Origin of the sequence: Crossiella sp. CA-258035 (genome assembly GCF_030064675.1) — a bacterium.
Taxonomy (GTDB): domain Bacteria; phylum Actinomycetota; class Actinomycetes; order Mycobacteriales; family Pseudonocardiaceae; genus Crossiella.
Genome location: NZ_CP116413.1, coordinates 5289302 through 5315952, shown reverse-complemented (window position 1 = coordinate 5315952; position 26651 = coordinate 5289302). Strand labels below are relative to the sequence as shown.

Here is a 26651-nt window from a genome sequence, read left to right as displayed (position 1 = left end):
GTGGCGGCAGGAAGTGGACAACCGGAGACCGGCCGCCAGGCGTCACGATCTCTAGACTGGGCGGGGTGTTCGACTCGGCCGACTTCGACCTGGCGCCGTATGCGAACCCCGGCTCGCCGAAGTCCGTCCGGCGCGAGTACTGCAGCTGGGGCGGTTCCGGCTGGCGGTCGATGCTGGTGCAGAGCTTCGCGCACGCCCCCGAGGCCGAGTGCCTGCCGCTGCCCGGCGTGGCCGACCTGCACCTGGTGCTCTGCGTGGCCGGGGACGTGGACATCCAGGTGGCCGCCGACGGCAAGCCGGTCCGCCGCCGCTGGGTGCCCGGCAGCCTGGAGCTGATGGTCCCCGGCCTGTCCAGCGTGCGCAGCTACCGGTCCAGGTCGGCGATGCGCACCGTCCAGGTGCACATCCCCTCCGCGACCGTGCGCCGGACCGCGGCCCAGCTCGGCGGCGCGGAACCGGACTTCCAGGCGCTCTCGGCCGCGCTGACCGCGGGCGACCCGCTGGTCGAACACCTGGTCCGCGCCCTGCCCGCCGCCCAGGACGCCAACGACCTCTACGCCGAGTCCGCCGCGGCCTTCCTGGTCACCCACCTGCTCACCCAGGGCCGCCAGCAGCACAGGCCCGGCCCCGAGCACGCCGCGGTCCGCGCGGCCGAGGCGATCATGCGGGACCGGCTGGCCGAGCCGCTGCGGGTGGCCGACATCGCCGCCCAGGTGCACCTGAGCGTCTTCCACTTCATCCGGGTGTTCCGGGAGGCGACCGGCGAGACCCCGCACCGGCACCTCACCCGGCTGCGGATCGAGCAGGCCCAGCGACTGCTCACCGGCACCACCCTGACCATCGACCAGATCGCCGAGCGCTGCGGCTTCGCCAGCCCCGGCGCGCTGTCCGCGGCCTTCCTCGGCCAGGTCGGCGTCCGGCCCTCGGTCTACCGCAAGATCTGACCGATACCGCGCAATCCGCCGCATGTCCCACGGCCGGGGCCCGACCTAGTTTCGAGCCGTGCAGAAATACCACGCGACCGCCACCACCCCCGCGCCCCCGGCCGTGGTCTGGCGACTGCTGCTGGACGCCCGCACCTGGCCCGCTTGGTCCACTGTGGACAGTCTGGTGCCGGAGCGCTCCAGCGGCCTGGACCGCAACGGCAGGGACCCGGTCGGCGCGGTCCGCGCCTTCCGCACCGGGCGGACGGTGACCGGCGAACGCATCACCGGGCTGACCGAGCAGAAACAGCTGACCTACGAGGACGCCTTCAACTGGGCCCTGCGCGACTACCGCGCGGTCATCGACCTCACCCCGGCCCCCGACGGCGGCACCATCATCAACTGGCACGGCACCTACACCGCGAGGTGGGGCATGCGGCGGATGATGCAGCGCGTGATGAGCCAGACCATGCGGCGGATGGCCGACGGCCTGGCCGGCTACGCGGCGAACCAGCCGCTGAGCTCGAAGGACCTGTAACCGGACGGCTCAGCCGGGCCGGGCGGCCAGCAGCTCGCCGAGGTCGTCCAGCGCGGCGGCGCGGCCTTCGGTCAGGTGCACCCCCGCGGTGTTGAGCACCACCTCGTCCACCCCGGCCGCCCGGTACTCCGCCAGGCCCTCGGCGATCTCGGCGACCGTGCCGGTCAGGAAGACGCCCGAGCGCACCAGCGCGCGGGCGCTCAGCGCGACCTGCGCCGGGTGCACGCGCACCCCGGCCCGCCGCAGCATGTCGGTGTAGTGCGGCGCGGCCAGGTGCTCGCGCGAGCCGTTCAGCGCGACCAGGTGCGGATCGCGACCGGGCCGGGCCACCGCGACCTGCACCACCGTCACCACCCTCGGCGCCGGCCTGCCCGCCGCCCCGGCCGCGGCGCGCAGTTCCGGCAGCAGCACCTCGCGCAGGTAGGACGGCGGGGTGAGCCAGGTGATCGCGACCTCGGCCAGCTCACCGGCCACCCTGGCCATGCCGGGCCGCAGCACGCCAAGCCCAAGGGAGACAGCGGGATGCGCGAACTCCGGCAGCGCGCCCAGCATGGTGTCGTAGCGGCCCTCGTGCGCCACGGGTTCGCCGTCCAGCAGGCCGCGCAGGATGGTGAGCTGGTCGCGGGCCGCGGTGAGCGGACTGCGGTAGGGCCGCCCGCGCAGCGAGGCCACCAGCTCCGGCGTGCCGGTGCCCAGGCCCAGCACCAGGTCGTGCCCGGTGAGCCGGGCCAGCGACCTGGCCTGCAGGGCCGCCTCGTAGGGGTGGCGCAGCGCGGTGAGGGTGACGCTGGTGCCCACCGGCACCCGCAGTCCGCGCCCGGCCAGGTAGGCGAAGCCCTGGAAGGTCTCCAGCGCCAGCGACTGGCCCTGCCACAGCCGGTGCGCCCCGCTGTCCCCGACCAGCTCGGCGTAGGCAGGCAGGTGCTCGGGCTCGTGCGGCATGACCGGCACCATCAGCGAGACCCTCATGCCGGGCCGACCGCCTCGGCGTCCGGCTCCGGCTGGTACCCGGCGGCCTGCAGGTTGAACAGGTAGGCGTAGTGCCCGTCCCGGCGCATCAGCTCCGCGTGCGTGCCCTGCTCGATCAGCCTGCCGCCCTCGATCACGATGATCCGGTCGGCGATCCGGACGGTGGAGAAGCGGTGCGCCACCAGCAGACTGGTCGAGGTGCGCGCGATGGTGCGGAACCGGCCGAAGATCTCCGCCTCGGCCTCGGCGTCGATGGCCGCGGTCGGCTCGTCCAGCACCACCACCGGCGCGCCCCGCATGAACGCCCTGGCCAGCGCGACCTTCTGCCACTGCCCGCCGGAGAGCTGGCTGCCCTCGGCGAAGTGGCGGCCCAGCATCGCGTCGTAGCCGCCGCCGAGCCCCTCGACCACGGTGTCCGCGCCGCTGGCGGTGGCGGCCTTGCGCACCCGGTCGGTGTCCTCGAGGTGTTCCACCGCGCCAAAACCGATGTTGTGCCGCACGCTCATCTCGTAGCGGATGTAGTCCTGGAAGATGACGCCCATGTTGCGGCGCAGGTCGTCCAGGTCGTACTCCTGGATCGGCACCCCGTCGACGAGGATCTGCCCGCTGGTGGGTTCGTAGAGGCGGGTCAGCAGTTTCACCAGGGTGGTCTTGCCCGCACCGTTCTGGCCGACCAGCGCCACGCACTCGCCCGCGGGCATGGTGAAGCTGACCCGGTCCAGCACGCGTTCGCTGGTGCCGGGGTAGGTGAAGCTGACCTCGCGGAACTCGATGCCCCGGCTCAGCCGCGCGGGGAAGGGCCTGCTGCCGCCACCGATCTGCCGCTCCGGCAGGTCGAACAGCTCGAACAGGTTGCTGACGAACAGCTTGTTCTGGAACAGCATCGCCAGCCCGACCAGCAGCGCCTGTCCTGAGGCCTGCACCACGCCGATGGCCTGGAGGTAACCGGCCAGCTGGCCGATCTGGCCGGAGCCCATGGTGGTGAGCATCGCGTAGATCAGCGCCGCGCCGGAGGCCAGCACGCTGATCAGGCCGAGCAGCCCGAAGGCGACCGACTGCCTGCGGTTGATCGAGCGGTCGACCTTGAGGAAGCGGTGCACGAGCTCCCGGTACCGGCCGATGAAGAAGTCGCCGAGCTGGAACAGCCGGACTTCCTTGAAGGAGTGGTCGGTGGTGGTGAGGTACTGGAAGTACAACAGCCGCCGCCGGTCCGCGGCCCGCTCGTACTCGATCTCGTACATCTTCTTGCCGTACCACATCTGCGCCAGCGCGGAGGGCACCGGCGCCAGCAGGATCAGCAGCGCGATCCACGGGTGCCAGGAGAACAGCACCGCGGAGACCGACACGATGGTGATCAGCTCGCGGGCGGTGGAGAGCGTGTCGGCGAACAGCTGGTGGATGTTGGATCCGCTGCTCTCCTGGAAGGCCCGCTGCAACTTGTCGTAGGAGTCGGCGTTCTCGTAGTCCTGCAGGTCCATCCGGGTGCCCTTGCGCATGACCTGCTCGCCGACCGCGGTGGCCAGGTGCAGCCGCAGCACCGCGTCCAGGTACTGGTGCCACACCCCGGACAGGTGCGCGGCCACGCTGACCGCCACGATCAGCAGGCCCACGAACAACACCTGGCCGGTGAGGCCCTCGGTGCTGCCGGTGGTGACCGCGTCGGCCACCGACTGCACCGCGCTCGCGGTGAGCTGGAGCTGCACCGCGGGCACCACCGACACCGCCACGGTGACCAGGATCAGCGCGCTCACCCGCACTGGGCTCAGCCGCCACAGCATCGCGGCGATGCGCAGCCAGTGGTTGTCCCGCAACCTCTTCGCCATCTCAGGAATCCCCTCGCAGGTGTGCCGGGCGGCCGCCGACCGCGCGCAGGACGTGCCGCCACAGCGCGTAGCACGCCGACTCCCTGGGCAGGTCCACCGGCATCAACCGGTTGATCTGCATGTGCGCCAGGCTGCCGAGCACGCTGAACTGGTTGCCCCACAACGCCTCCGCCGCGATCGCGGCGCGGACCGCCTGCGCGGCGGTGGCCACCGCCCCGGCCTGTGGGGCGAGCAGGCCGTTGATCAGCTCGTGGTGCGCGCGGCCTTCCTGGTGCGGCCGGAAGTCCCACGGCAGCAGCAGTTCGCCGAGGTAGTCGCGGTTGGCCTGGAACTCCTTGCGCACCGCCTCGGACTCGGCCACCGGCGGGATCAGCGCCGGGCGCTCCGCCGGGGTCAGGCCCCACTGCCGGTACAGCGCGTCCACCGTGGCGATCGCGACGAACTCCGGGCGCAGCTTCGGTTCCTCCTGTTGCAGCAGCGCGACCAGCTCGGCGGTGGTGTCGCTGTTGACCGTGAACAGGTCCTCCACCGGCTCGAAGGTGCGCGGCCCGCCGTAGCGCTCGATCTCCGGCAGGTAGGTCGCCACCGCGGTGTCGAAGGCCAGGTCCGCCTCGACCAGCCCGCGGCCCCAGGCCATCAGCTGGTGCAGCACCTCGGTGGCCGCGCCCGCGTCGGCGGCCCGGCAGCGGATGCGCAGGTGTGGCTGGGGATCGGCGTAGCGGAGGTAGAACCAGCGGTCGATCAGGCCCTGTTCGCGCAGCGCGGCGATGTGCGCGCGCAGCGGCCCGGCGATGATCTCGTCGTGCCTGCTGAAAGCCGAGTACACCTTGAGGTAGGCCCATTCCTCGCCGGGCAGGTGCCGCCGTCGCAGGCTGCGGCTGGCGCCGACCTCGGCGATGGACTCCAGCCTGCCGGAGAGCGGCACCGGGCTGCGCGCGGTGTCCTCGGCGGAGTGTGCCACCAGCGGCACCACGATCTCCTCCAGGTACCTCGCACCGTCCACATCGGACAGCCACAGGTCGTCGAAGGCGGGCAGCATCTCGTGCAGCACCGCCGGGCCGTGCTCGCCACCGATCTGCCCGGCCAGTTCGTCAAGGCCGAGCGGGTGCTCCAGGTCCAGCAGCAGCCGGTTGTCCTCGTCCACCAGGTAGACGTAGCGCGGCACCCGCCACCGCTGCCGCCAGGCGGCCAGCGCCGGGCCGAAATCACCGGTGAGGTCCGTGGCGCGCAGGGTCCACTGCGCGGGCCGCAGCACCACCTCGCCCCTGGTGACCCTGGGCAGGAACGACAGGTTCTCCAAGGGGCCCCAACGGAATCCGGTGGGCATGGCGTAGCCGTCCTGGGAGACCTCCAGCACGAACCGGGCCGCGTTGGGCGCCAGGTGCGGGCCGAGCATGTGCCCCTGGGTGACCACGACCTCGCGGCCCAGGGTCCGTGACCACAGGTAGAACCGGTTCCCGGCCACGCCCACGTGCAGGTCGGCCAGGCTGATGGTGCGCTCGGGCCGCGCCGACGGGGTGGCGTTGACCGGCACCTCGTACTCGTGCAGCAGCGGCCGGAACGCCACGTTCGCCGCCCGCCCCGAGGTGGGCAGGAAGCACAGTTCGGCGTGCACCGCCTCGGGTTGCAGGCCGCTCACCCGCTTGGTGTGCTCGCGCAGGTGGCCCAGCGCGTCCTCGCCGAGCAGGTCGAAGAACCGCCCGGTGGTGCGCCCGCCGTAGGCCAGGCTCAGCTCGCGCAGCACCAGCCGCCACTGCCCGTCGTCGATCCGGCCCTCCGGGTCGGTGAGCTGGAGCTGGGCGTAGGCGTCCAGTGCGGGGTAGAGGCCCAGCGCGGGTTTGTCGGCCCGCGGGGCGATCCGGTCCAGCCAGGCGTCGGTGAGCTCCACCGAGGTCGCACCGGAGCACCAGGCCTGGCTGGCGAACTCGGTCAGCAGCAGGTCGTAGTCCGCTGTGGACGGTTCCGGGGTGTTGTTCGGCACCGGGTGCGAGCGCGGCGGTTCGAGGTAGTTGTACGGCGCGTCCAGGCCGGTGTCCGGGCTGAGCACCTCCAGCACCGGGACCAGCGCGTGGTCGCCGTAGCGCTCGGTGAAGGCTTCCCGGTACTGCACCAGGTGGTGGTTGTGGCCGGGCAGCGCGGCGGCCAGGCGCATCAGGCAGTCCACCGCGTCGGCCACGGCCGCGCCGACCGCGTGGCTGAGCCCGGCGCCGCGCAGCTCCAGCGCGGAGTCCAGCTGGAAGGTGTCGCTCTGGTGGCCGGGCACCAGCGCCTGCTGGGCGGCTCGCAGCTCGCGCAACGGCTCGGTGCCCGGCTCGGCGGCGGCCCGGTGCACCAGCTCGATGATCTCGCGCAGCGCCTCGGCGGCTGGTGCGGCCGCCTCGATCCCGGTGAGCCGCTTGGCCACGTGCTGCTCGGGGAACGGGCTGGACTGCGGCGGACGCAGGTCGCTGATGAGGAAGTTGAGCTCCCGCAACTGCTCCACCAGACCGGCGACCCGGTCCCGTGGCACCTCGGGGAACTCCTGGGCGAGTTCGTCGACGAGCTGTTCGGCCGGGGTCGGAGTAGCGGCCATCCGCAGCACCGCGGTGACCGGGGCGGTGGCGCGCACCCGCACGCTGCGGTTGTCCGCCTTGCCGTAGATGTCGGCGTAGGGCAGCACCAGCCGGTCGCCCCGCAGGTGCGCGCCCGCGTTGCGGACCAGCCGCAGGTGCGGGCGCAGCGCCGGGTCCTGTTCGAGATCTTTGATCAGCGCCAGCAGCCAGCCCATGTCGGCGCGCACCCGGCCCCGGTGCACCGCGGGCGCCCCGAGCTCCAGCGTGGTCCGCTCGGCGAACTCACCGAGCGCGATCCCGGAGAAGGCGCCGAAGGGGGTGGGCCGGGTGGACATCCTGGTCAGGTAGCGCAGCAGCCGGGAGTGCACCCGCTTGCTCTTCTTCCCGCCGCCGTCGGCGTCCAGCCGGTCCAGCGCGTCCACCAGGTCGGTGCTGGCCACGGCCAGCGCGCGGCGCACCAGCGGGGTCCGGGCCAGCGCGCGCAGCCGGGAAAGGGCCTCGGCGCGGCGCTGCTCGTCGTCACCCTCGCCCGCCAGCAGCTCGCGGAAGGTCTCCGCGGGCAGGGCGGGCGAGCGGAGGAGGTAGAACTCGCTGGCGCGGTAACGGGACTCGGTCATCGGGCACTCACCTCGTGAGGAAGGCGCGGAACCAGGACGGACGGCGCGGCGCGGTCGCGGCGAGCAGGGCCAGCGCGATCCCGGTCGAACCGGAGAGCAGGGAGGGGCTGTCCACGAAGACGCCCGGCTCCTCCTCGTCGCGGAAGAGCACCGGCAGGTCCGGATCGGCCAGCTCCAGCAGCAGCTCCAGCACCCGGGGCGTCTCGGCGGCGGCCAGCTCGCTGCCGTGCGCGGCGAACTCCAGGCACAGCACCAGCACCCCGGCCAGGCCGTGGCAGAACGTGGGAGAGAAGGACGCGCGCTCGGGCAGGCGGCGCAGCACGGCCTCGAAGGAGGCCACGGCCAGCGCGCGCAGCGACTCCTCGCCCAGCGCCTCGGCCACCGGGAGCAGCGCGACGGCCACCCCCGCGGTGCCGTAGCACCAGGCGATCTGGTCCAGCGGCGCACTGGGCCGGAGCTCGGCGCCGGTCTCGTCGATGGGCACCTCGCTCGGCCACACCGGGCCCTGGCCGTCGGCGCGCCGGATCGCCAGCACCCACTCCAGCACCCCGCGCAGCGCGGCCTCCTGGCCCGGCCGCCGGTAGCCCGCCAGCCAGGCGGTGGCCAGCGCGGCCAGCGGGCCGGGGATGCCGTGCGCGAGGCCCACGTTGAGGTGGCCGTAGGGGTGGTCGCGCTCGCCCCGGCAGAGCTCGGGGCTGATCAGCCAGCGGCGGGTCAGCGACAGGTCGCGCGGCGGTTCGCCGAGCCACACCAGGTAGTCGAGGAGCCGGTCGGCCGCCGCGCGCACGGCGGGGCTGGGCGAGTCGATGCCGCACAGGTAGGACAGGGTGCCCGCGGCGCCGCTGACCATGTCGTAGTCGGAGTCGCTGACCCCGCGCTCCACCGTGGGCAGCGGCAGGTCCATGACCTGCGCGGCCAGCTTCTCGTGCAGCCGGTCCAGGCTCGGGCCGAACCGTTCCTCGGCGCGCGTGCAGGCGGCCAGGGCCAGCGCCAGCCCGCTGGTGCCGGAGAGCAGCCCAGGCTCGGTCAGCGGGGTGCCCGCGGTTCCGGCGACCGCCTCGCGGATGTAGCTGAACGCGGTGTCCAGCGCGGCGCGGCGGCCCGGTTCCGCCGGCTCCGCCTCGGCGGCGAGCACGTGCAGCAGCGCGAGGCCGGCGTGCCCGTGCGCGAAGCCGGGATAGGACCAGCCGTAGGGGTGCACCGCCTGCTCGGCGGAGGCCATGACCAGGTCGATGACCGACTCGGGGTCGGTGCTGCGGCGCGCGATCTCCAGCGCGGTCGCGGTGGCCCGGCGCGCCAGCGCACCCGGCAGCGAGCCGTGCCAGGCGGGTGCCGGGGCGCTCGGGCCGGCCGAGGCGTGTTCGGACAACTGGCGCACGAACGCCCCCTTTTCTTGTGACGAATGCGGTATTTTGCCGAGTGGGTGCTGCCGTGTCTTCCACACACGGCAGCACCCTCTTGCTCAGCGCATGCAGCCCGCGGTGCAGATCGGGGTGCAGGTCTGGCTGCACTTGCAGGTGGTCTTGGAGCAGACCGGGGTGCGCGAGCAGGTCAGCCTGCTGATGATGGACAGCGGCCCGGCCGCGCCGTCGGCGCCCGCCGGAGTGGTGATTCTGACGTCCAGATCGAATGCGTCCATGTTCGCCTTTTCCTTTCGGAGAATTCACCGGCCGGAATGGGCCGGTGCGGATTGACTGCGATTCGCATCGCCGTGGCCAACGTAATTCGCGGCGCGTACACGGCGCTGACGGCCGCGTACACAGCTCTGTCAGAGCGCTGTCACCCGGCTGGCCGCCCAGTTCAAGCCCCTTGTTCCGCCAGGGGCTGCACGATCCGTGTGCCTGCGGCTACGGTGGGCGCGACCGCGGTCACGATCTGGGGAGTGGCTGTGCCGTCTTGGGGGTGGGCTGTGGGGCCGCAGCAACACGAGTTGAGCTTCGGGGTGCTGGGACCGGTGGCGGCCTGGCGCGGCGCGCACCAGATCGATCTGGGCTGGCCACGGCAGCAGGCCGTGCTGGCGGTGCTGCTGCTGGAGCTGAACCGCCCGGTGCCGGTGTGCGCGCTGATCGACGCGGTGTGGGGCGAGGCGCCGCCGCAGGGCGTGCGCAACACCGTGCAGACCAACATCAGCCGGTTGCGCCGGGCGCTGCGCGCGGACCCCTCGGCGGACCGGGACGACCTGGTGGTGCGCACCGACGCCGGCTACCTGCTGCGCGCCGAGGCGTCCCAGGTGGACGCGCTGGCCTTCGAGCAGGAGCTGGCCGCGGCCAGGGAGCACCGGCGGGCCGGGAACCTGGCCGCCGCGACCACCTCGGTGGAGTCGGCCCTGCGCCGCTGGCGCGGGGACCCGTGCAGCGGCCTGGAGGGCTCGTACCTGCACACCAGACGGCTGCGGCTGGCCGAGTGCAGGCTGACCGCGCAGGAGCTGTGGGCCGAACTGCTGCTGGCGCGCGGTGAGCCCGCGGCGGTGGTGGCCGAGCTGACCGCGCTGGTAAGCGCTCACCCGCTGCGCGAACGGCCGCGCGAGCTGCTGATGCTCGCGCTGTGCCGCTCGGGCAGGCGGGCCGAGGCGCTCTCCGCTTACCAGGACGCGCGCACCACACTGGCCGACCGGCTCGGCATCGACCCCGGTACCGGGTTGCGCGAGCTGTACCAGCGGATCCTGGCCGAGGACCCGGAACCGCCGCCCGCGCCCGCCGCGATCAAGGTCGCGCCCGCCCCGCGACCCGCCGTCCCGGTGGCGCCGGCCCAGCTGCCGGCCGCGGTGCGCGCCTTCACCGGCCGGGACGCCGAGCTGTCGCAGCTCATCCTGGCCGCCTCCGGCGCGGCCGACCCGGACCGGCAGGACAGCGAGATCATCGCCATCGACGGGATGCCGGGGGTGGGCAAGACCGCGCTGGCCGTGCACGCCGCCCGCGCGGTGGCCGAGCACTTCCCGGACGGCCAGATCTACCTGCGGCTGGGCGCCTTCAGCGCGGACCGGCCGCCGGTGGCCCCCGAGGACGCGCTGGCCGACCTGCTGCGCGCGGTGGGCGTGCCCGGCGCGGAGATCCCCGACGGGCTACCGGCCCGCGCCGCGCGGTGGCAGGCCAGCCTGCGGGGGAAGCGGATGCTGCTGGTGCTCGACGACGCCACCGGCCACGAACAGCTCCGCCCGCTGCTGCCCGGCCCCGGCCGCTGCCTGGTGCTGATCACCAGCCGCCGCAGGCTGACCGCGCTGGAAGGCCTGCGCACCCTGGAGCTGCACCCGCTGCCGGCCGAGGAGGCCCGTGCCCTGTTCCTGCGCCTGGCCGGGCGGCCGGAGCAGGAGCCCGACCCGGTGGCGCTGGCCGAGCTCACCGCGCTGTGCGGGCGGCTGCCGCTGGCGATCACGTTGCTGGCCGGGCGGTTGCGGCACCGTCCACGGTGGACACTGCGCTACCTGGTGGACCTGCTGGCCTCCTCGCGGATGACGCTGGGGGAGCTGCACGCGGAGAACGTCACGCTGACCGCCGCGTTCGAGCTGTCCTACCGCAACCTCACCGAGGGGCAGCAGCGGCTGTTCCGGTCGCTGGCCCTGTTGCCGGGCAACGAGATCGAGGTGCACGCCACCGCGGCGCTGGCCGGACTGGAGGTGCCGGAGACCCGGCACGAGCTCGAACAGCTCTACGACGACCACCTGCTCACCGAGTCCGAGCCCGGCCGGTACCTGTTGCACGACCTGGTCAAGGAGTACGCGCTCACCCTGGCCGAACAGGACGACCCGGCGCCGCGGGCAGCCGCGGCGGGCCGGCTGCTGGAGTACTACCTGGACACCACCGCGCTGATCAGCACCAGGGTGCTCGCGGACGCGCCGATGGCGGTGCCCGTGCTGGCCTGCCGGTTCGCGCACGACCCCGCGGTGGACACCGACGCCGGCGCGCTGGCCTGGCTGGACCGGGAAGGCGACAACCTGGTGGCCTGCCTCACCTGTCCGTCGGCCAGCGCGCACGCCGCGCTGGCCGTCTCGCTCACCACCGCCCTGCACCCGTACCTGCGCAGCCGCGGCCACTGGCACCGGTCGATCAGCCTGCACCAGGCGGCGCTGGCCCTGGCCGAGGACATCGGCGACGAACCCGCCCGCGCCGCCGTGCTGCACAACCTCGGCACGTTGCGGCGCCTGACCGGCGACCACCCCGGCGCGCGCCGGGACCTCGGCGACGCGCTGGCCCGCTACCGCGCGCTCGGCCACCTGCGCGGCGAGGCCGGCGTGCTCACCGAGCTCGGCGTGCTGGACACGGCCACCGGCGCGCCCGACACCGCGACCACCCACCTGCGCGACGCCCAGCGCCGCTACCGCCTGCTGGGCAACCCGCTCGGCCAGGCGCACGTGCAGCTGCACCTGGGCATCCTGCGCCACCAGCTCGGCGACCTGCCCGGCGCCGCCGCCCACCTGTGCAACGCCCGGCACCGCTACCGGCTGCTGGCCAACCCGCTCGGCCAGGCGCACGTGCTGGCCGCGATCGGTCACCTGGGCACCGAGGCCGGTGAGTTCCCGGTGGCGCTGGCCGCGCTGACCGAGGCGCTGGCCGGCTACCGCGCGCTCGGCGACCAGCTCGGCCAGGCCACCACGCTGAGCCACCTCGGCGACTGCCACCGCCAGGCCGGTGATCCCGTTGCCGCACAACGCCACCTCGACCAGGCGCTGACCTCCTTCGCCGGGGCCGACGAGCCGCTGGGCCACGCCACCGCCCGGCACCGCCTGGCCACCCTGCACCTGGCCACCGGAGGGCACACCGAGGCCCTGCGCGAGTTCCGCCAGGCCCTCGGCCTCGGCCGCCGCCTGGGCGCCCGCGCCGCGATCGCGGCCGCCCTGACCGGCATGGGCCGCTGCCTGGTCCACCTCGGCGACCCCGAGCGCGGCGCGGACCACCTCCGCCAGGCCGTGGCCCTGCTCACCGAGCTGGGCTCACCGGAGGCGGCGGAGGTGAACCGCGCGCTGTCCGCGCTACCGGCGGCCAGCTGAGCTCAGCCCGGCTGTGGGTCACTTGCAGCAGGCCGCCGCCTGGGCCTCGGGCTGGACCGTGGGCGGGACGTCCTCGCCGAAGGCGGCCGAGTCCTCCTTGACCACGTAGACCTCCCACGGCTCCCGGCCCGGTCCGTGCACCCACACCTTGTCCTGCACCGCGTAGCAACAGGTGGTGTCGTTCTCCACCGCGGTGAACAGCCCCAGCGAGGCCAGCCGTTCGGTGGCCTGGTCGACCTGCTCGCTGGTCTCGACCTCCACGCCGAGGTGGTCCAGCGCGGTCTCCTGGTCCGGCTCGCCTGCCAGCAGCACCAGCTTCAGCGGCGGCTCGGCGATGGCGAAGTTGGCGTAGCCGGGGCGGAGCTTGGCCGGTTCGACGCCGAAGAGCTTGGTGTAGAAGGCGATCGAGGCGTCCAGGTCGGACACTCGCAGGGCCAGCTGGACACGGGACATGACGTCTCCTTGGATAGATGTTCATCTAATCAACGAGGCCCACATTGCCGTCTGGTTAGAGAGCTGTCAAGATAGAGATATGTCGAAACAGCTGCCGGTGGTCGCGCAGGAGACGCTGTGCTGCTCGCCGCTGACGCGCGAGCCGCTGACCGAGACCCGGTCGGCGGAGCTGGCCAGGGTGTTCAAGGCCCTCGGCGACCCGGTGCGGCTGCGGCTGCTCTCGCTGATCGCCTCGCACGCCGGCGGCGAGGCGTGCGTCTGCGACCTGACCGACGCCTTCGAGCTGACCGGGCCGACCATCTCCCACCACCTGAAGGTGTTGCGGGAGGCCGGGATCATCGACGGCGAGCGGCGCGGGACCTGGATCTACTACCGGGTGCTGCCGAGCATGTTGCAGACCCTGTCCGCGGTCCTGATGACCCCGGCCCAGGCCACGACCGCGTGAGCGCCGTCACCGAGCCCGGCGTGCCGGGCAAACTGTCCACTGTGGACCGGTTCCTGCCGGTCTGGATCCTGGCCGCGATGCTGCTCGGCCTCGGCGCGGGGCGCGCGCTGCCCGGACTGAACGCGGCGATCGACGCCGTGCAGGTCGACGGCATCTCCCTGCCCATCGCGCTCGGGCTGCTGGTGATGATGTACCCGGTGCTGGCCAAGGTCCGCTACGACCGGCTGGACACCGTCACCGGTGACCGGCGGCTGCTGTTGCTCTCCTTGCTGCTCAACTGGATCCTCGGCCCGGCGCTGATGTTCGCGCTGGCCTGGCTGCTGCTGCCGGACCTGCCCGAGTACCGCACCGGACTGATCATCGTGGGCCTGGCCAGGTGCATCGCGATGGTCATCATCTGGAACGACCTGGCCTGCGGGGACCGCGAGGCCGCCGCGGTGCTGGTCGCGCTGAACTCGGTGTTCCAGGTCATCGCCTTCGGCGTGCTCGGCTGGTTCTACCTCACCGTGCTGCCCGGCTGGCTCGGCCTGCCGCAAGCGGATCTGGCGGTCTCCGGCTGGGCCATCGCCCGGTCGGTGCTGATCTTCCTCGGCATCCCGCTGCTGGCCGGGTACCTGACCCGCCGCCTCGGCGAGCGCGCCAAGGGCCGGGACTGGTACGAGAACCGGTTCCTGCCGCGCATCGGCCCGCTCGCGCTGTACGGGCTGCTGTTCACCATCGTGGTGCTCTTCGCCTTGCAGGGCGGGCAGATCACCAGCCGCCCGTGGGACGTGGCCCGGATCGCGCTGCCGCTGCTGGCCTACTTCCTGCTCATGTGGTTCGGCTCGTTCGCCATCGGCAAGGCGGCCGGACTGTCCTACGAACGCACCACGACACTGGCGTTCACCGCCGCTGGCAACAACTTCGAGCTGGCCATCGCGGTGGCGATCGCCACCTTCGGCATCACCAGCGGCCAGGCCCTGGCCGGGGTGGTCGGCCCGCTGATCGAGGTGCCGGTGCTGGTCGCGCTGGTCTACGCCGCCCTGCGCGCCCGCCGCCGCTTCACCGCCGAAGACCCGCGCACCACCGTCAAGAACTAGGAGCCACCGTGTCCGACCTGCCCGAGGTGCTCTTCGTCTGCGTGCACAACGCGGGCCGCTCCCAGATGGCGGCCGCCCTGCTGCACCACCACGCCCAGGGCCGGGTCACGGTCCGCTCCGCGGGCTCGGCCCCGGCCGACTCGATCAACCCGGCGGTGGTCGAGGCGATGGCCGAGCTGGGCCTGGACCTCGCCGGCGAGTTCCCCAAGCCGCTGACCGAGCAGGCCGTCCGGGCCGCCGACGTGGTGATCACCATGGGCTGCGGCGACGCCTGCCCGGTCTTCCCCGGCAAGCGCTACCTGGACTGGGCGCTGACCGACCCGGCGGGCAAGGGCGTCGAGCACGTCCGGCCGATCCGCGACGAGATCGACCGCCGGGTCACCGCGCTGCTGGCCGAGCTGACCGCGCCTGCCGCCTGAGCAGGATCACCGCTGCCACTCCACGATCAGCCGGGCCAGCTCCGCGGGCTGGTCCTCCGGGATGAAGGTCCAGGAGTCGGCGACGGTGACGATCCGCGCGTCCGGCAGGATCGCGGCGAGCCGGTCGAAGAGCGGGGGCTGGAAGATCCGGTCGTCGGCCGCGCGGACCAGCAGCACCGGCTTGTCGAACCGGGGCAGTGCCTTGGCCGCGGCCAGGGTGTGCCGGTGGTGGATGCCGGTGATGAACCGCTTGGCGTCACGGCGGATCGCGGCGCTGTCGCGGATCGGCCGCAGGTAGGAGTCGAAGACCTCGGCCGGGATGCCGCGCTTGGCCAGCCAGCCGAACGCGGACGGCCGCCGCCGCACGAACGGCAGCTGGAGGCATCGGCTGGCCAGCCAGATCGCGCCGGGCAGCCGGGCCAGGGTGGGCAGCCGGGTGAAGGGCTGGGGCAGGAAGACCTCGAACGCGTCGCACGGGGTGAGCACCACCCGGCCGATCCGCTCGGGGTGGTTGGCCATCAGGATCTGGGTGAGCGCGCCACCGGTGTCGTTGGCCACGATGGTGACCTCGGTCAGGTCGAGCGCGTCCAGGAACTCCGCGATCAGCCTGGCCACGCCGGGCGGCGTCAGGTCGGCCGCCTCGGCCATCGGCACCCGGTGCGCGCCCAGCGGCAGATCCGGTGCCAGGCAACGGAAACCCGCCTCCGCCACGGCAGGCACGACCTTGCGCCACAGGTTCGCGTTGACCAGCAGGCCGTGCACGAACAGCACGGGCCTGCCGGTGCCGCGCTCGGTGTAGGCGAGCTGGCCGCTGGGCAGGGTGACGGTCTTGCTGGTGCCAAGAGCGGGATCGGGCATGGCGACCTCCTCAAGTGTCGATGTCATCTTGGCGAACCGGGCAGGGGTTCCTCGACGCAGCCCGCGAGTTCGGCCATGGCCGCCTGCCTGCCCGCCTCGACCGCGGCGCGCAGCAGGTGCGGGCGGCGCTCGGTGCGGCCGATGCGCGCACTGCCCAGCGGCGGGCGGATCTGCAGGGTGGCCGGGTGCGAGGCCAGCAGGCGTTCCTCCTCCGCCCTGATGAGATCGCCGCGCAGCCAGGGTTGGAGTGCGCCGGGTGCGTTCCGGGCGAACCAGCGCGAGGCCAGCAGGCGCTCACCGAGGGAGGGCGGCGTGGAGGTCTCGTTCGCGCGCCGGGTGCGCAGCGCGAGGATGTGCGTGGCGCCCTGCGCGAGCGCGGTGCGCACCGGGATGGCCTCGCTCAGCCCGGCGTCGACCAGCGACCGCCCGTCGAACTCGACCGGCTCGCCCGCGAGGATGGGCATCGCGGTGGAGGCGCGCAGCGCGGCCTGGATATCGGCCTGGTCGCGCAGCCGCGGGTGCAGGTCGACGGCCTGGCCGGTGCGCGCGTCGGTGGCGATCGGGTGGAACTCCACCGGGTTGTCCAGGATCTGCTGGAACCCCATCGGCATGATCTCGGTGTACACGGTGTGCACCAGGAACTTGGTGTCCACCACGGGCCGCAGGCGCAGCGCCCGCCGGAGACTGATGGTGGTGCCCATGACCACCGGGTCCCACCAGGCGTGCATGGTGCTCTCCGCGCGCCCGCACAGCAGCCAGGCCGCGTTCAGCGCACCGGCGGAGCTGCCGTAGACGGCGTCGAACATCGGCAGCAGGCCCAGTCGCTCGATGGGCACGGTCATGCCGCTGGAGTAGGCGCCGCGCGAGCTGCCGCCCTCGATCAGGAGCACCAGGCGCGCGTCGTCCTCGCGGTGGCCGGGGGTGCTGCCCTGGCGCTTGCGGTCACGGAGCAGCTGCAGAACGGTGTGGGTCACCCTTCCTTTGTAGAGGGTGCAGCTCCTCGGCGACGCCGGAGCGGAACCACCGCCACCAGGACCGCCAGCGCCGCGTACCCGAAGGCCAGCGTGGAGACCGTGGCCACCCCCGCCACCAGCAACGGACCCCCGGCATCGCCCAGCTCCCGCCCCACCTCCGCCGCGCCCATGGTCTGCCCCATGCGTTCCTCGGGCGTGGCCGCGGCCAGGGCGGCGAAGCCGAGCGGGGTGATCAGGCCGGTGCCGGCGCCAATCAGCGCGGCGGCCAGCAGTACCCCGAGCAGACCGGGCAGGATCGCGGCGGCCAAGCCAGCCGCGGTGAGGAGCAGTCCGGCGCGCAGTCCGGTGCGGGTGCTCAGGCGACCGGCGTCCAGGGCGCGGCCCGCGGCGGGCTGGACGATCGCCGCGGTGGCGGCCAGCACGGAGACCGCGGCCCCGGTGGCGATGGCGCCGAGACCGGCCGCCGCGCCGGAGACCGGCAGGAAGCCGACGCCCACGGAGAGCGCGGCGGTGGCGGCGGCGAGTGCGGCAACCGGGGCGAGGAAGGAGCGGTCGGTCAGGCGGCGGGCGAGATCGGCCACGGTCTGGCGTTGGCGGGGGAGTGGGGGCACGGCAGGCACCGCGACGGCGGCCCAGACCGCGACGGCCGCGGCGCAGGCCGCCATCACCGTGAACAGCAGCCACAGGCCCCCGGCCCAGGCCAGCACACCACCGAGCAGGGGACCGAGGGTGTAGCCGATGGACTTCCAGAAGCCGTAGCCGCCGAAAGCGCGCCCGCGCCGGGCCGCCGGGTTCAGCCGGGCGACCATCGCCGAGGCGGCGGGGGAGAAGGCCGAGGCCGCCGCGCCCTGGCCGAGGCGGGCGGCCCACAGCCAGCCGGGGCTGTCCGCGACCGCGTACAGGCCGGAGGCCACGGCGAAGGCGACCAGGCCGCCGAGCAGCACCGGCTTGCCGCCGACCCGGTCGGCCAGCGAGCCGAACACCGGCTTGAGCACCACCTCCGCGCCGTCGTAGAGGGCGAGCAGACCGCCCAGCACCAGCAGGGAGGTGACCGCGTCCTCGGCTGAGCCGCCCAGGTTGGCCGCGATGCCGTGCGCGCCGAAGGCGGTGGTGAACCCGGCGGCGTACAACGGCCACATGGCCCGGTCGGAGTTCGGCACGAGCGGGAACCTAGTGGACGGGCCGGTCCGCCGGTGGCTAGCTTGACGCTGTTGCGGAATCCCGTCCGCCTGGGGAATCGAGGAGCGCTGATGGCCATCACGATGACCGGAGCTTCCGTTCGCCCCTTGGTGACCGCGGTCGCGGGCTGCTAGCAGCAAAATCAGCGCACATCCCGGTCGCCGGGGCGAGGTGACACCTGTCACCGGCCCTTGGCGCCCTCTGGCGTCTCCGTTCGCCTTCCCGGGAGTTCCGCTGTGTCCGCCGATCACACCGTCAACCACAACGTCCGGCTGCTGAGCTGGTTCAACTTCTTCGGTGACTTCCGCCTGTACGGGCCGATCATGGTCATCTACTTCGCGCAGGTCACCGGCTCGTACACCGCCGCCGCCAGCCTCCTGGCGGTGAAGATGCTGTCCTCGGCCGCGTTCGAGGTCCCGGCCGGGGTGCTCTCCGACCGCCTCGGCCGGCGCGGCACGATGATCGCCGGCGCCGTCGTCATGGTGGCCGCCCATCTCGGGTACGCCGGCGCTCCGGGCTACGGCCTCCTGCTGGCCGCCGTTGTGCTGGAGGGACTGGCGACCGCGCTGTGGAGCGGCAACAACGAGTCCCTGCTTTACGACACGTTGCTCGAAGCCGGTCGGGAGGAGGAGTTCCCCCGGCACTCGGGCCGGGTGAACTCGATGTTCCAGCTCGCGCTCGCACTGGCGGCGCCCCTCGGTGGCGTGATCGCGGGCCTGTGGTCGCTGCGTGCGGTGGTCGTGCTGTCGGTCCTGCCGCAGGTGCTGTGCCTGCTCGTCGCCTTGCGGGTGCGGGAACCGCGGGTGCGCGGCCCGCTGGCCCCGAACGCGCTGGCGCACCTCGGATCGGCCCTGCGCGGCATCCGCGGCAATCCGGTGCTCCGCCGGATGACCCTGGTGTCGGCGCTTCGGTACAGCGGCGAAAGCGCGGCCCAGCTGTCGCCTGCTTTTGTGGCGGGCCTGTGGCCGCTCTGGGCGCTGGGCCTGTGGCGCACCTTCGGCCACGGCGTGGCCTTCGCCGGCTTCCGCGTCAGTGGCTGGGTGATCGGCAGGGTAGGCGCGGCCCGCACTCTGCTGTTCGCTGAGCTGTTCGACCACGTGGCGAACTTCGTGGCGCTGATCAAGCCGACGGTGTTCTCGCCCGTGTTGCTCGGGTCACCGCTCTACGGCATGTCGGCAACCGCCCAGCAGACGTTGCTGCAACGCGAGTTCACCGACCGGGAACGCGCGACCATGGGTTCGCTGGCGTCGCTGCTCGGCAGCGTGCTCTACGCGCTCGTCGCCCTGGGGGCCGGGCTGCTGGCCGACCGTTGGGGCATCGTCGTGGCGTTGCTCGGGATCCAGGCGGTGGTGCTGATCGCTCTTCCGCTCGCCTGGTGGCAGGCGCGCTCCGGGCTGGGCGGCTGACCCGGCTTCCTCCTGCCGCCCGCCCAGCCCGGAGTGCGACTAGCCGATCACCACCGGCCGCGGGGCGACAGCTCGCCGGTGGAGTGCGCCAGCACCTGCTGCGTGTCCGCCCGCAGCCGGTGCCCGTTGGCCGGGGCGCCGCCGCTGACCACGGCCGCGGTGTCCCAGGCCCGGCAGGCTCGTCCTGCCGGTGTCGCGATCGTGCTGACCCTTGTCGTGTTCACATTCAACCCCTCACGCCCTGGTCTCCCGGATGGACCTGGGCGGCTCAGGTCTACCTCCGCTGGAGTTGTCTGGTGTCGGGGCGGCTGCCGTACAAACAACTCCCGTACTTCCCCGGACGGCGGGTTACGCGCAGGTCACGGACTTTCCGGTACCGGGGTCCGCTTGGTGGGGAAGCCGAGGCGGACCGGGACGCCGCAGTGCTCGAGGAGCTCCACCGGTTCGTCGGCGAAGCGCAGGAACGAGGCGCCGAGGGAGCGGTGCGCGGGCCATTCGCCGGGCGGGGTGAGGCCGGCGTTGGCCAGCATCTTGCCGATCAGCGGGTCGAAGGGGTGCCAGGTGTCGCCCACCTTGATGTCCAGCCAGCTGTGGCCGGTGGAGTAGGGCTTGGCCAGCAGGAGGCCAAAAGAAGTGCGCGCTTCGACGCCCATGCGGACGGCCTCGGCGGCGAGGTAGCGGGCGGCCAGGTCGCAGTCGGCCAGGCGGGTGCGGCGGACGAAGTCCAGGTCCTCACGCAGGTCGAGGGAGGGGACCAGGTAGTGCTCGACCTCGCTGAGCAGCTCGATCAGCTCCCGGGGCGCGCCGGTGAGGTCGAGGCTGGTGCCCTGGGCGCGGTGCCGGACGGTGAACACCGGCCTGGCCGGGTCGGCGGGGTGCTCGGTGATCAGCGGGGCCAGGCCGGGGTGGATCCGGTAGGGCGCGCCGGGGTCGGGGCAGCCGCCGACGCAGGTGGGGATGAGGCGGACCGCGTAGTCGACCGGGACGCCCGCGGTGCCGTGCCGCAGGGCCGCGACCCAGCCGCGCATGCCCATGAACCGCGGTGAGGGCAGGCGCAGGGTGACCGCGATGCTGGCCAGGTCGTGGTTGTCGTAGCGCGGGCCGTCCGGGGTGTCGGCGCGGGGGAGTCCCTCGGCGGTCAGCTCGGCCAGCAGGTCCGGCGGGATCTGGTGGACCTTGGTGGCGGTCTCCGCGGTCTCGGTGAAGCTGCGGTGGTGCTCGGGGATGCGGCGGGCGCGGGCCACGATCTCGCGCACGGGAGTGCTCACCGCGGTCTCCTTTCCGGTCAGGGCAGTTCGGTGACCGAGGCGAGCGCGGCCAGTTGGGTGTGCAGTTGGCGGCGGCTGATCTTGCCGCGGGGGGTGCGCGGGATGTCCTCGACGGTGAGGAAGGTCCTGGGCAGCTTCTGGGCAGACAGCAGGCCCACCAGGTGCTTGCGCAGCTGGGACCTGGTGACCCCGGGGCTGGCCGTGAGCACCAGGCCGACGGTGGCGCCGAGCAGCTCGTCCGGCACCGGGTAGGCGACTGCCTCGCTCACCCCTGGGCAGGACTGGGCGGCGGTCTCCACCTCGTGGGCGAGCACGTTCTCCCCGCCGCAGTTGATCACGTCGTCCAGCCGGCCCAGCACGGTGAGTTCGCCGTTGGCGGCGCGCACGCCCAGGTCGGCGGTGGGCAGCCAGCCCCCGACCGTGCGCGCCCCGGCGGAGATGATCGCGCCCCTGGCCCAGATCTCGCCGGGCTCGCCGGTGACCACCCGGCCCTGCTCGTCGCGGACCTCGATCTCGCACAGCGTGGGGTGGCCGACCGTGCCGGGGGTGGCCACCTCCGGCGGCAGGCCCTGGGAGGCCAGCTCACCGGGCGCCTCGGTCATCACGTAGGCGCTGACCACCGGCACGCCGAAGTGCTCGGCCAGCGCGACCTGCCGCCGCGCGCCGAGCGCGGCCGCGCTGCCCCGCAGCAGGCGCAGCTCGGGCAGGCTGATCCGGCCCGACTCGCTCAGCCGCTGGAGCTGGCTGAGCACCGCGGGCACGCTGGCGCACCAGGTCGGGCGGTCCCGTTCGGTGACCTCGGCCAGCGCGGCCACGTCCCGGACCCCGCCGACGGTGACCCGGCCGCCGCGCAGCAGCGGGGCGAGCACCGTGGTGACAAAACCCAGGGTGTGGTTGAGCGGGCTCAGCGCCAGGCCGGTGTCGGCGGGGGAGAGGCGGAGCCGGTCGGCCACGCCACCGGCGGCGGTGACGATCTGGGCCGGGGTGAAGCCGATGTGCTTGGGGCGGCCGGTGGTGCCGGAGGTGAAGAAGCCGATGCCCGGCGCAGCCGCCTCGCCCGCACCGGGTTCGACGGTGACCGTCTCGCCCGCGAGCAGCGCGCCGATCTCCGCGCACGGGGCCTGGCGCTGTTTCGCCCACTGCCACAGGTCGGCCGCGCCCGGGTCGGTGAGCACCAGGTCGGGCCAGGTGGTCTCGGCGAGGCGGTCGTACTCCGGTGGCTTGAGCGCGGCGCTGACCAGCAGGCAGGAGTGCCCGTCGGCCAGGGTGAGCGCGGCGGGCAGCAGCAGGGCCGGGTCGTCGGTGGCCAGCCAGATCCGTTGCGGCGCGGCCGAACCGGGGATCCGGACCGCGGCGGCCAGCCGGTCGGCCAGCCCGATAAGCTCCATTGTGGACAGTGCGTCCCGGCCCGGTGAGCGCAGCACGCCCTCGGGGTGCAGCGCGGCGGCGAGTGTCGGTGTCATCGGTGTCCTTCGTGGTCAGTCCAGCACCCGGCGGCGGAAACCGGCCAGTCCGACCGGAGCGAGCACACAGAGGAAGAGCGTCAGCACGGTCAGGCACAGCCACACCGGCAGGTGCTCCACGCTCTCCAGCGAGGCGGCCCGCGCGGCCTCGCTGACATAGGTGAGCGGGTTGAACAGGGATACCGTCTGCAACCAGGGCAGCGCGGACAGGGCAGGCCACGGGTACTGGCTGGCCCCGGTGAACAGCAGCGGCGGCAGCAGCACCGCGAACAGCAGGTTGATCTTCTCCGGCGGCACCCAGGTGCCCAGCACCAGGCCGAGCGTGGACCCGGTCAGCGCGCCCAGCGCGATCACCAGCACCAGCAGCGGCAAGCCCTCCGGGCGCACCGGCACCGAGTCCAGCACCAGCCAGCCCACCGGGTACACCGCGGCGGCGGCCAGCACCCCGCGCAGCATGCCGAAGACCACCTTCTCCAGCGCGACCAGGCCGAGCGGGAAGGGGGCCAGCAGCCGGTCCTCGATCTCCTTGAACGCGGCGAAGTCGATGGCCAGCGGCAGACCGGTGCCCTGCACGCCGGTGAGCACCGCGGTGAAGGCGACCATGCCGGGGAAGAGCAGGTTGGCGTAGCCGGGCGAGGCGAAGCCGACCGCGGTGATGACGTGACCGAAGACCAGCAGCATGAACAGCGGTTGCAGCAGCACCTGGGCCAGGAAGCTCCACAGGTCGCGGCCGGTGACGTAGAGGTCGCGCAGCAGCACCGCGCCGAAGGTGCGGGTGTAGTCCAGGGCCCGGCTCATCGCAGGGACCGCCCGGTCAGGCGCAGGAACACGTCCTCCAGGGTGGGTTTGCCCACGTGCACATCGGCCAGCGCCACCCCGCGCGCGGCCAGCAGCGTGTCCACTGTGGACAGAAGTCCCGGGGTGCCGGTGTCGGCGATCAGGCGCAGCCGCAGCCGCTGGTGCTCGGGGCGCAGCTCGGCCTGTTCGACCTCGCGCACGCCACCGAGTCCGGCGGCGGCCTGCCGCAGCTCGGCCAGCTCGGCCTGGCCGAAGCCGGGTCCCGGGGTGCCCGCCACCTCCAGCACGGTGTCGTCGGTGACCGTGCTGGTCAGCGCGGCCGGGGTGTCCATGGCGATCAGCCTGCCGTGGTCGATGATGCCGACCCGGTCGGCCAGCTCGGCCGCCTCCACCATGTCGTGCGTGGTGAGCAGCACGGTGACGCCCCTGGCGCGCAGCTCGCGCACGCGCTGCCAGATGAACTGCCGGGCCGCCGGGTCCAGGCCGGTGCTCGGCTCGTCCAGCACCAGCACGGCCGGGTCGTGCATCAGCGCGCGGGCGATCTTCACCCGCTGCGCCTGGCCGCCGGAAAGCCGTTGCGGCCGTTCCCCGGCGTGCCCGGCCAGGCCGAACTCGGTGAGCAGCTGACGGGCCAGCTCGCCGCGGCGGGCGGCGGGCAGCCGGTGGTAGCGGGCGTGGAAGAGCAGGTTCTGCTCGATGGAGATGGCCCGGTCCAGGTTGTTGTGCTGCGGCACCACACCGAGCACCCGCCGGGCCTCCACCGGCCGGGCGCGCACGTCCACCCCGGCGATGCGGATCTCACCTGAGGTGGGCACCACCCTGGTGGTGATCGCGCCGATCGTGGTGCTCTTGCCCGCCCCGTTGGGGCCGAGCAGTCCGAACACCTCGCCCTCGGCGATGCGGAAGCTCAGTCCGGCCACCGCCGGGACCTCCCGCCGGGGATAGCGTTTGACCAGGCCCTCGACCAGCACGGCCGGTGTGGTGCTGCGGATCATCCGGTCAGCCTGCCACCACTGTGCGCCAGCCGCTGCCGGTCCACCTTGCCGGTGGAGGTGCGCGGGATGGCCTGGATCACGTGCACCGCGTCCGGCACCATGTAGCCGGGCAGCCGTTCCCGGCAGGCGGCGTAGACCTGCTCCGCGCCCGCCTCGCCCAGCAGCACCAGGAACGCCTCGATCCGGGTGCTGCCCGCCGCGTCCGGCACCGCGACCACCGCGCACTCGTCCACAAAGGACTGTCTATTGAGGACTGACTCGATCTCGCCCAGCTCGACCCGGTAGCCGTTCTTCTTGATCTGGCCGTCGCGGCGGCCGATGAAGGTGAAGCTGCCGGTGGCATCGGCCCGGACCAGGTCGCCGGTGCGGAAGACCAGGTCGCCGTCGGCGCCGGTGAGCGGGTTGGGCACCAGCTTCTCCGCGCTGCGGGCCGGATCGCCCCAGTAGCCGCGCATCACGGTGGCCCCGCGCACGTACAGCTCGCCGACCTCGCCGGGCGGAACCGGTTGCCCGTCGGGTCCGGCGGCCCAGGCGCGGGTGTTGGCGATGGCGCGGCCGATCGGGATCTCGGTGGCCCCCGGTGGCGGCGGGCTGTCCAGCTCGTGCCAGGTGCACACGTTGGTCTCGGTCGGCCCGTACAGGTTGGCGAACCGCTTGCCGGGCAACAGTTCCATCAGCGCGCGCAGCCGGTCCACCGGGAACACCTCGCCGGCGAAGAGGACCAGGCGCAGCGCGGGCAGCGCGCCGGGGGACAGGCCGGCGCGGGTGGCCAGCGCGCTGAGCACGGCGGGCACCGAGTACCAGACCGAGATGCGCTGTTCGGCGATGAACTGGGCCAGCCGCACCGGGAACAGGGACAGCCGAGGCGGCACCAGCACCACCGCCGCCCCGGCCTTGGCCGCGGCGAAGAGGTCCAGGATGGACAGGTCGAAGTGGAGCGGGGCGTGGCTGGAGAGCCGGTCGGCCGCGGTGATGGCGAACTCCGCCACCGCCCAGTCCACGAAGGCCATCGCGTTGCGGTGGCTGAGCATCACGCCCTTGGGCGCGCCGGTGGAGCCGGAGGTGTAGATCAGGTAGGCCAGGTCGCCCTCGGTGGCGGGCGCTGGTTCGCTGTGCGGCTCTGCGGTGACCGCTTCGGCCAGCGCGAGCACCCTGGCCCCGGGAATCGTGCCGAGGCGGGGCTCGTCGGCCAGCACCGCGGTGAGCCCGCCGTCGGCGACCACGGTGACCAGCCGGGCCGGGGGCGCCTGCGGGTCGAGGCAGACGTAGGTCGCACCGGCCCGCAGCACCGCGTAGATCGCGGCGACGGTGTCCACGGACTTCTCCGCGTGGATGCCCACCCGGTCGCCCGGCCGCACCCCGGCGGCGTGCAGCGCGCCCCTGATCCGGTCGGCGCGCTCGCTCAGCGCCGCATAGCTGTGCTCGCCGCCGCCGTCGACCACCGCGACCGCGTGCGGGGTGGCCGCGGCCGAGGCGTCCAGGTAGTGGTGCAGCAGGTAGTCCACCTCAGCTGCCCTCCTTCTCCCGGACGTAGCGGACGATCGCGGCCAGGTCCTCGAAGTTCTCCGGCAGGATGTCCTCGTCCTCCACCACGATGGCGAACTGGCGCTCCAGGTGCGCGACCAGCTCCATCAGCGTCATGGAGTCCAGCACCCCGTTGTCCAGCAACGGATAGCTCTCGGTCAGCGGCACGTCCGGGCCGGGCCAGCGGCGGCTCTTGAGCACGAACTCCCGGACCGAGGTCTCGATCACCGTCTGCGCGGTCACAGTCCCACCTTCTTGGCTACCAGGTTCATCAGCGTCTCCGAGGTGCCCGAGTACAACCGGCTGCCCACCGCGTCCAGCAACTCCTGGCCCAGGCCGGACTCGGCCAGGAAACCCGAGCCGCCCCGGATCTGCAGCGCGTCCAGGCTGGAGGCCACGTAGGACTCGCTGACCGCGAGCTTGGCCAGCGCGCCGTGCAGCCGCGGGTCGTCCCGGTGGTCCAGCGCCCAGGCGGCCCTGCGCACCAGCAGCCGCGCGGACTCCAGCCGCAGCCGCATGGCGGCGACCTTGTGCGAGACCGCCTGGAACTCCCCGATCGGGTGGCCGAACTGCTCGCGCTCCTTGGCGAAGGCCACCGTCTCGGCCAGCTGCCGGGCCATCGCGCCGACCACGCAGGCCAGGATCAGGGTGCGCTCCCAGTCCATTGAGGACAGGAACACCGCCGCGCCGCCGCCGGGCTTGCCCAGCAACGCGTCCGCCTCCAGCACGCAGTCGTCCAGGAACACCTGGGCCATCGGCGAGCCGTGCAGCCCGAGCTTGCGCTCGTCGGGGCCGACGCTGAGGCCAGGGGTGTCCCGGGGCACCAGGAACGCGGTGAGCCCGGCGAAGCCGCGGTTGCGGTCGGTGCTGGCGAAGACCACGAACAACCCGGCCACCGGCGCGTTGGTGACGAACAGCTTCGAGCCGGTCAGCCGCCACTTGTCCCCGTCCCGGACCGCGCTGGTGCGCAGGGCGAAGGCGTCGGAGCCGGAGCCGGGTTCGGTCATGCCGTGCGCGGCGATCAGCTCGCCCCCGCACAGCGCGGGCAGATAGCGCTGTTTCTGTTCTGGCGAGCCGAAGCGGGCGATCGGGTGCTGGGCGGCCCACATCTGGGCGTTCAGCGAGAACATCAGCCCGCTGTCCCGGCAACCCTGGCCGAGGGCCTCCATGGCCAGTGCGGCAGTGAGCGCGTCCGCCCCGCCGCCGCCGTACTCGGCAGGCACGGTCAGGCCGAGCAGGCCCGCCTCGGCGCAGCGCCGCCAGGCCTCCTGGTCGAACCGGACCACGCCGTCTTCCCCGGCGCGCGGCGGCGGCAGGGCGGCGGCCAGGTCGCTGATCACCGCGCAGTACTCCCGCTGGTCCGCGGTGGGCGCGAAGTCCATGC

Annotated in this window: 24 protein-coding genes; 7 read left to right on the top strand and 17 right to left on the bottom strand. The window is 73.2% G+C overall.

The window, feature by feature from the left end; translation table 11 throughout:
- The first annotated feature begins 65 nt into the window (after nucleotides 1–65).
- Nucleotides 66–944 carry a helix-turn-helix domain-containing protein gene (locus N8J89_RS24335; protein ID WP_283659316.1) on the top strand — a complete coding sequence of 293 codons (879 nt, stop codon included), beginning with the start codon at nucleotides 66–68 and terminating at the stop codon, nucleotides 942–944.
- Nucleotides 945–1002: 58 nt separating this feature from the next.
- Nucleotides 1003–1461 (top strand): SRPBCC family protein, encoded by a 459-nt coding sequence (locus tag N8J89_RS24330; RefSeq protein WP_283659315.1) that lies wholly within the window; start codon nucleotides 1003–1005, stop codon nucleotides 1459–1461.
- A 9-nt stretch (nucleotides 1462–1470) separates the two neighbouring features.
- Here N8J89_RS24330 and N8J89_RS24325 read toward each other — a convergent pair whose 3' ends face one another.
- From N8J89_RS24325 to N8J89_RS24305, 5 genes are all read right to left on the bottom strand, one after another.
- Nucleotides 1471–2430 (bottom strand): LLM class flavin-dependent oxidoreductase, encoded by a 960-nt coding sequence (locus N8J89_RS24325; protein ID WP_283659314.1) that lies wholly within the window; start codon nucleotides 2428–2430, stop codon nucleotides 1471–1473.
- Nucleotides 2427–4253 carry an ABC transporter ATP-binding protein gene (locus N8J89_RS24320; RefSeq protein WP_283659313.1) on the bottom strand — a complete coding sequence of 609 codons (1827 nt, stop codon included), beginning with the start codon at nucleotides 4251–4253 and terminating at the stop codon, nucleotides 2427–2429. Before N8J89_RS24320 ends, N8J89_RS24325 begins: the two co-directional genes overlap by 4 nt.
- Nucleotide 4254: 1 nt before the next feature.
- Entirely contained in the window at nucleotides 4255–7422 is a 3168-nt protein-coding gene (locus N8J89_RS24315) for a lantibiotic dehydratase (protein WP_283659312.1), read from the bottom strand.
- A 7-nt stretch (nucleotides 7423–7429) separates the two neighbouring features.
- A complete protein-coding gene (locus N8J89_RS24310; protein WP_283659311.1) occupies nucleotides 7430–8800 on the bottom strand; it encodes a lanthionine synthetase C family protein in 1371 nt (456 codons plus the stop codon).
- Nucleotides 8801–8884: 84 nt separating this feature from the next.
- The gene (locus N8J89_RS24305; protein WP_283659310.1) at nucleotides 8885–9061 is read right to left on the bottom strand and encodes an FDLD family class I lanthipeptide; all 177 of its coding nucleotides are present in this window, start codon (nucleotides 9059–9061) and stop codon (nucleotides 8885–8887) included.
- Between the two features lie 270 nt (nucleotides 9062–9331).
- On the opposite strand from N8J89_RS24305, the gene N8J89_RS24300 reads away from it, so the two are divergent.
- Nucleotides 9332–12406, top strand: a complete 3075-nt coding sequence (locus N8J89_RS24300; RefSeq protein ID WP_283659309.1) for an AfsR/SARP family transcriptional regulator — start codon at nucleotides 9332–9334, stop codon at nucleotides 12404–12406.
- A gap of 18 nt (nucleotides 12407–12424) precedes the next feature.
- Here N8J89_RS24300 and N8J89_RS24295 read toward each other — a convergent pair whose 3' ends face one another.
- Nucleotides 12425–12859 carry an ArsI/CadI family heavy metal resistance metalloenzyme gene (locus N8J89_RS24295; protein ID WP_283659308.1) on the bottom strand — a complete coding sequence of 145 codons (435 nt, stop codon included), beginning with the start codon at nucleotides 12857–12859 and terminating at the stop codon, nucleotides 12425–12427.
- Between the two features lie 79 nt (nucleotides 12860–12938).
- Here N8J89_RS24295 and N8J89_RS24290 point away from each other — a divergent pair, with 79 nt between their 5' ends.
- From N8J89_RS24290 to N8J89_RS24280, 3 genes are read left to right on the top strand one after another with little or no spacing between them, the layout of a single operon-like run.
- Nucleotides 12939–13304, top strand: a complete 366-nt coding sequence (locus N8J89_RS24290) for an ArsR/SmtB family transcription factor (protein WP_283659307.1) — start codon at nucleotides 12939–12941, stop codon at nucleotides 13302–13304.
- Nucleotides 13301–14383 (top strand): ACR3 family arsenite efflux transporter, encoded by a 1083-nt coding sequence (gene arsB / locus N8J89_RS24285; RefSeq protein ID WP_283659306.1) that lies wholly within the window; start codon nucleotides 13301–13303, stop codon nucleotides 14381–14383. The genes N8J89_RS24290 and arsB overlap by 4 nt, the downstream gene beginning before the upstream one ends.
- An 8-nt stretch (nucleotides 14384–14391) precedes the next feature.
- Nucleotides 14392–14802 (top strand): arsenate reductase ArsC, encoded by a 411-nt coding sequence (locus N8J89_RS24280; protein WP_283659305.1) that lies wholly within the window; start codon nucleotides 14392–14394, stop codon nucleotides 14800–14802.
- A gap of 6 nt (nucleotides 14803–14808) precedes the next feature.
- Here the strand turns inward: N8J89_RS24280 and N8J89_RS24275 are convergent, their stop codons facing one another.
- The 3 genes from N8J89_RS24275 to N8J89_RS24265 are packed head-to-tail and all read right to left on the bottom strand — an operon-like array spanning nucleotide 14809 to nucleotide 17794.
- Entirely contained in the window at nucleotides 14809–15660 is an 852-nt protein-coding gene (locus tag N8J89_RS24275) for an alpha/beta fold hydrolase (protein ID WP_283659304.1), read from the bottom strand.
- A 23-nt stretch (nucleotides 15661–15683) separates the two neighbouring features.
- Entirely contained in the window at nucleotides 15684–16634 is a 951-nt protein-coding gene (locus tag N8J89_RS24270; protein WP_283659303.1) for a patatin-like phospholipase family protein, read from the bottom strand.
- A complete protein-coding gene (locus tag N8J89_RS24265) occupies nucleotides 16631–17794 on the bottom strand; it encodes an MFS transporter (protein ID WP_502868325.1) in 1164 nt (387 codons plus the stop codon). Before N8J89_RS24265 ends, N8J89_RS24270 begins: the two co-directional genes overlap by 4 nt.
- Nucleotides 17795–18049: 255 nt before the next feature.
- Here N8J89_RS24265 and N8J89_RS24260 point away from each other — a divergent pair, with 255 nt between their 5' ends.
- On the top strand, nucleotides 18050–19219 hold the full coding sequence (locus N8J89_RS24260) for an MFS transporter (protein WP_283659302.1): 1170 nt from the start codon (nucleotides 18050–18052) through the stop codon (nucleotides 19217–19219).
- Between the two features lie 47 nt (nucleotides 19220–19266).
- Here the strand turns inward: N8J89_RS24260 and N8J89_RS24255 are convergent, their stop codons facing one another.
- The 8 genes from N8J89_RS24255 to N8J89_RS24220 form a co-directional block, all read right to left on the bottom strand.
- Complete coding sequence (locus N8J89_RS24255; protein WP_283659301.1) at nucleotides 19267–19443, bottom strand: hypothetical protein; 177 nt, start codon at nucleotides 19441–19443, stop codon at nucleotides 19267–19269.
- A 135-nt stretch (nucleotides 19444–19578) separates the two neighbouring features.
- The gene (locus N8J89_RS24250) at nucleotides 19579–20487 is read right to left on the bottom strand and encodes a transglutaminase-like domain-containing protein (RefSeq protein ID WP_283659300.1); all 909 of its coding nucleotides are present in this window, start codon (nucleotides 20485–20487) and stop codon (nucleotides 19579–19581) included.
- Nucleotides 20488–20504: 17 nt separating this feature from the next.
- Nucleotides 20505–21950 carry a class I adenylate-forming enzyme family protein gene (locus N8J89_RS24245; RefSeq protein WP_283659299.1) on the bottom strand — a complete coding sequence of 482 codons (1446 nt, stop codon included), beginning with the start codon at nucleotides 21948–21950 and terminating at the stop codon, nucleotides 20505–20507.
- A gap of 15 nt (nucleotides 21951–21965) precedes the next feature.
- The gene (locus N8J89_RS24240) at nucleotides 21966–22748 is read right to left on the bottom strand and encodes an ABC transporter permease (protein WP_283659298.1); all 783 of its coding nucleotides are present in this window, start codon (nucleotides 22746–22748) and stop codon (nucleotides 21966–21968) included.
- Nucleotides 22745–23743, bottom strand: a complete 999-nt coding sequence (locus N8J89_RS24235) for an ABC transporter ATP-binding protein (RefSeq protein ID WP_283659297.1) — start codon at nucleotides 23741–23743, stop codon at nucleotides 22745–22747. Before N8J89_RS24235 ends, N8J89_RS24240 begins: the two co-directional genes overlap by 4 nt.
- Nucleotides 23740–25248 carry an amino acid adenylation domain-containing protein gene (locus tag N8J89_RS24230; RefSeq protein WP_283659296.1) on the bottom strand — a complete coding sequence of 503 codons (1509 nt, stop codon included), beginning with the start codon at nucleotides 25246–25248 and terminating at the stop codon, nucleotides 23740–23742. Before N8J89_RS24230 ends, N8J89_RS24235 begins: the two co-directional genes overlap by 4 nt.
- 1 nt (nucleotide 25249) lies before the next feature.
- On the bottom strand, nucleotides 25250–25510 hold the full coding sequence (locus N8J89_RS24225) for an acyl carrier protein (RefSeq protein WP_252481414.1): 261 nt from the start codon (nucleotides 25508–25510) through the stop codon (nucleotides 25250–25252).
- Nucleotides 25507–26649, bottom strand: coding sequence for an acyl-CoA dehydrogenase family protein (locus N8J89_RS24220; protein ID WP_283659295.1), 1143 nt, complete (start codon nucleotides 26647–26649; stop codon nucleotides 25507–25509). Before N8J89_RS24220 ends, N8J89_RS24225 begins: the two co-directional genes overlap by 4 nt.
- Nucleotides 26650–26651: the final 2 nt, after the last annotated feature.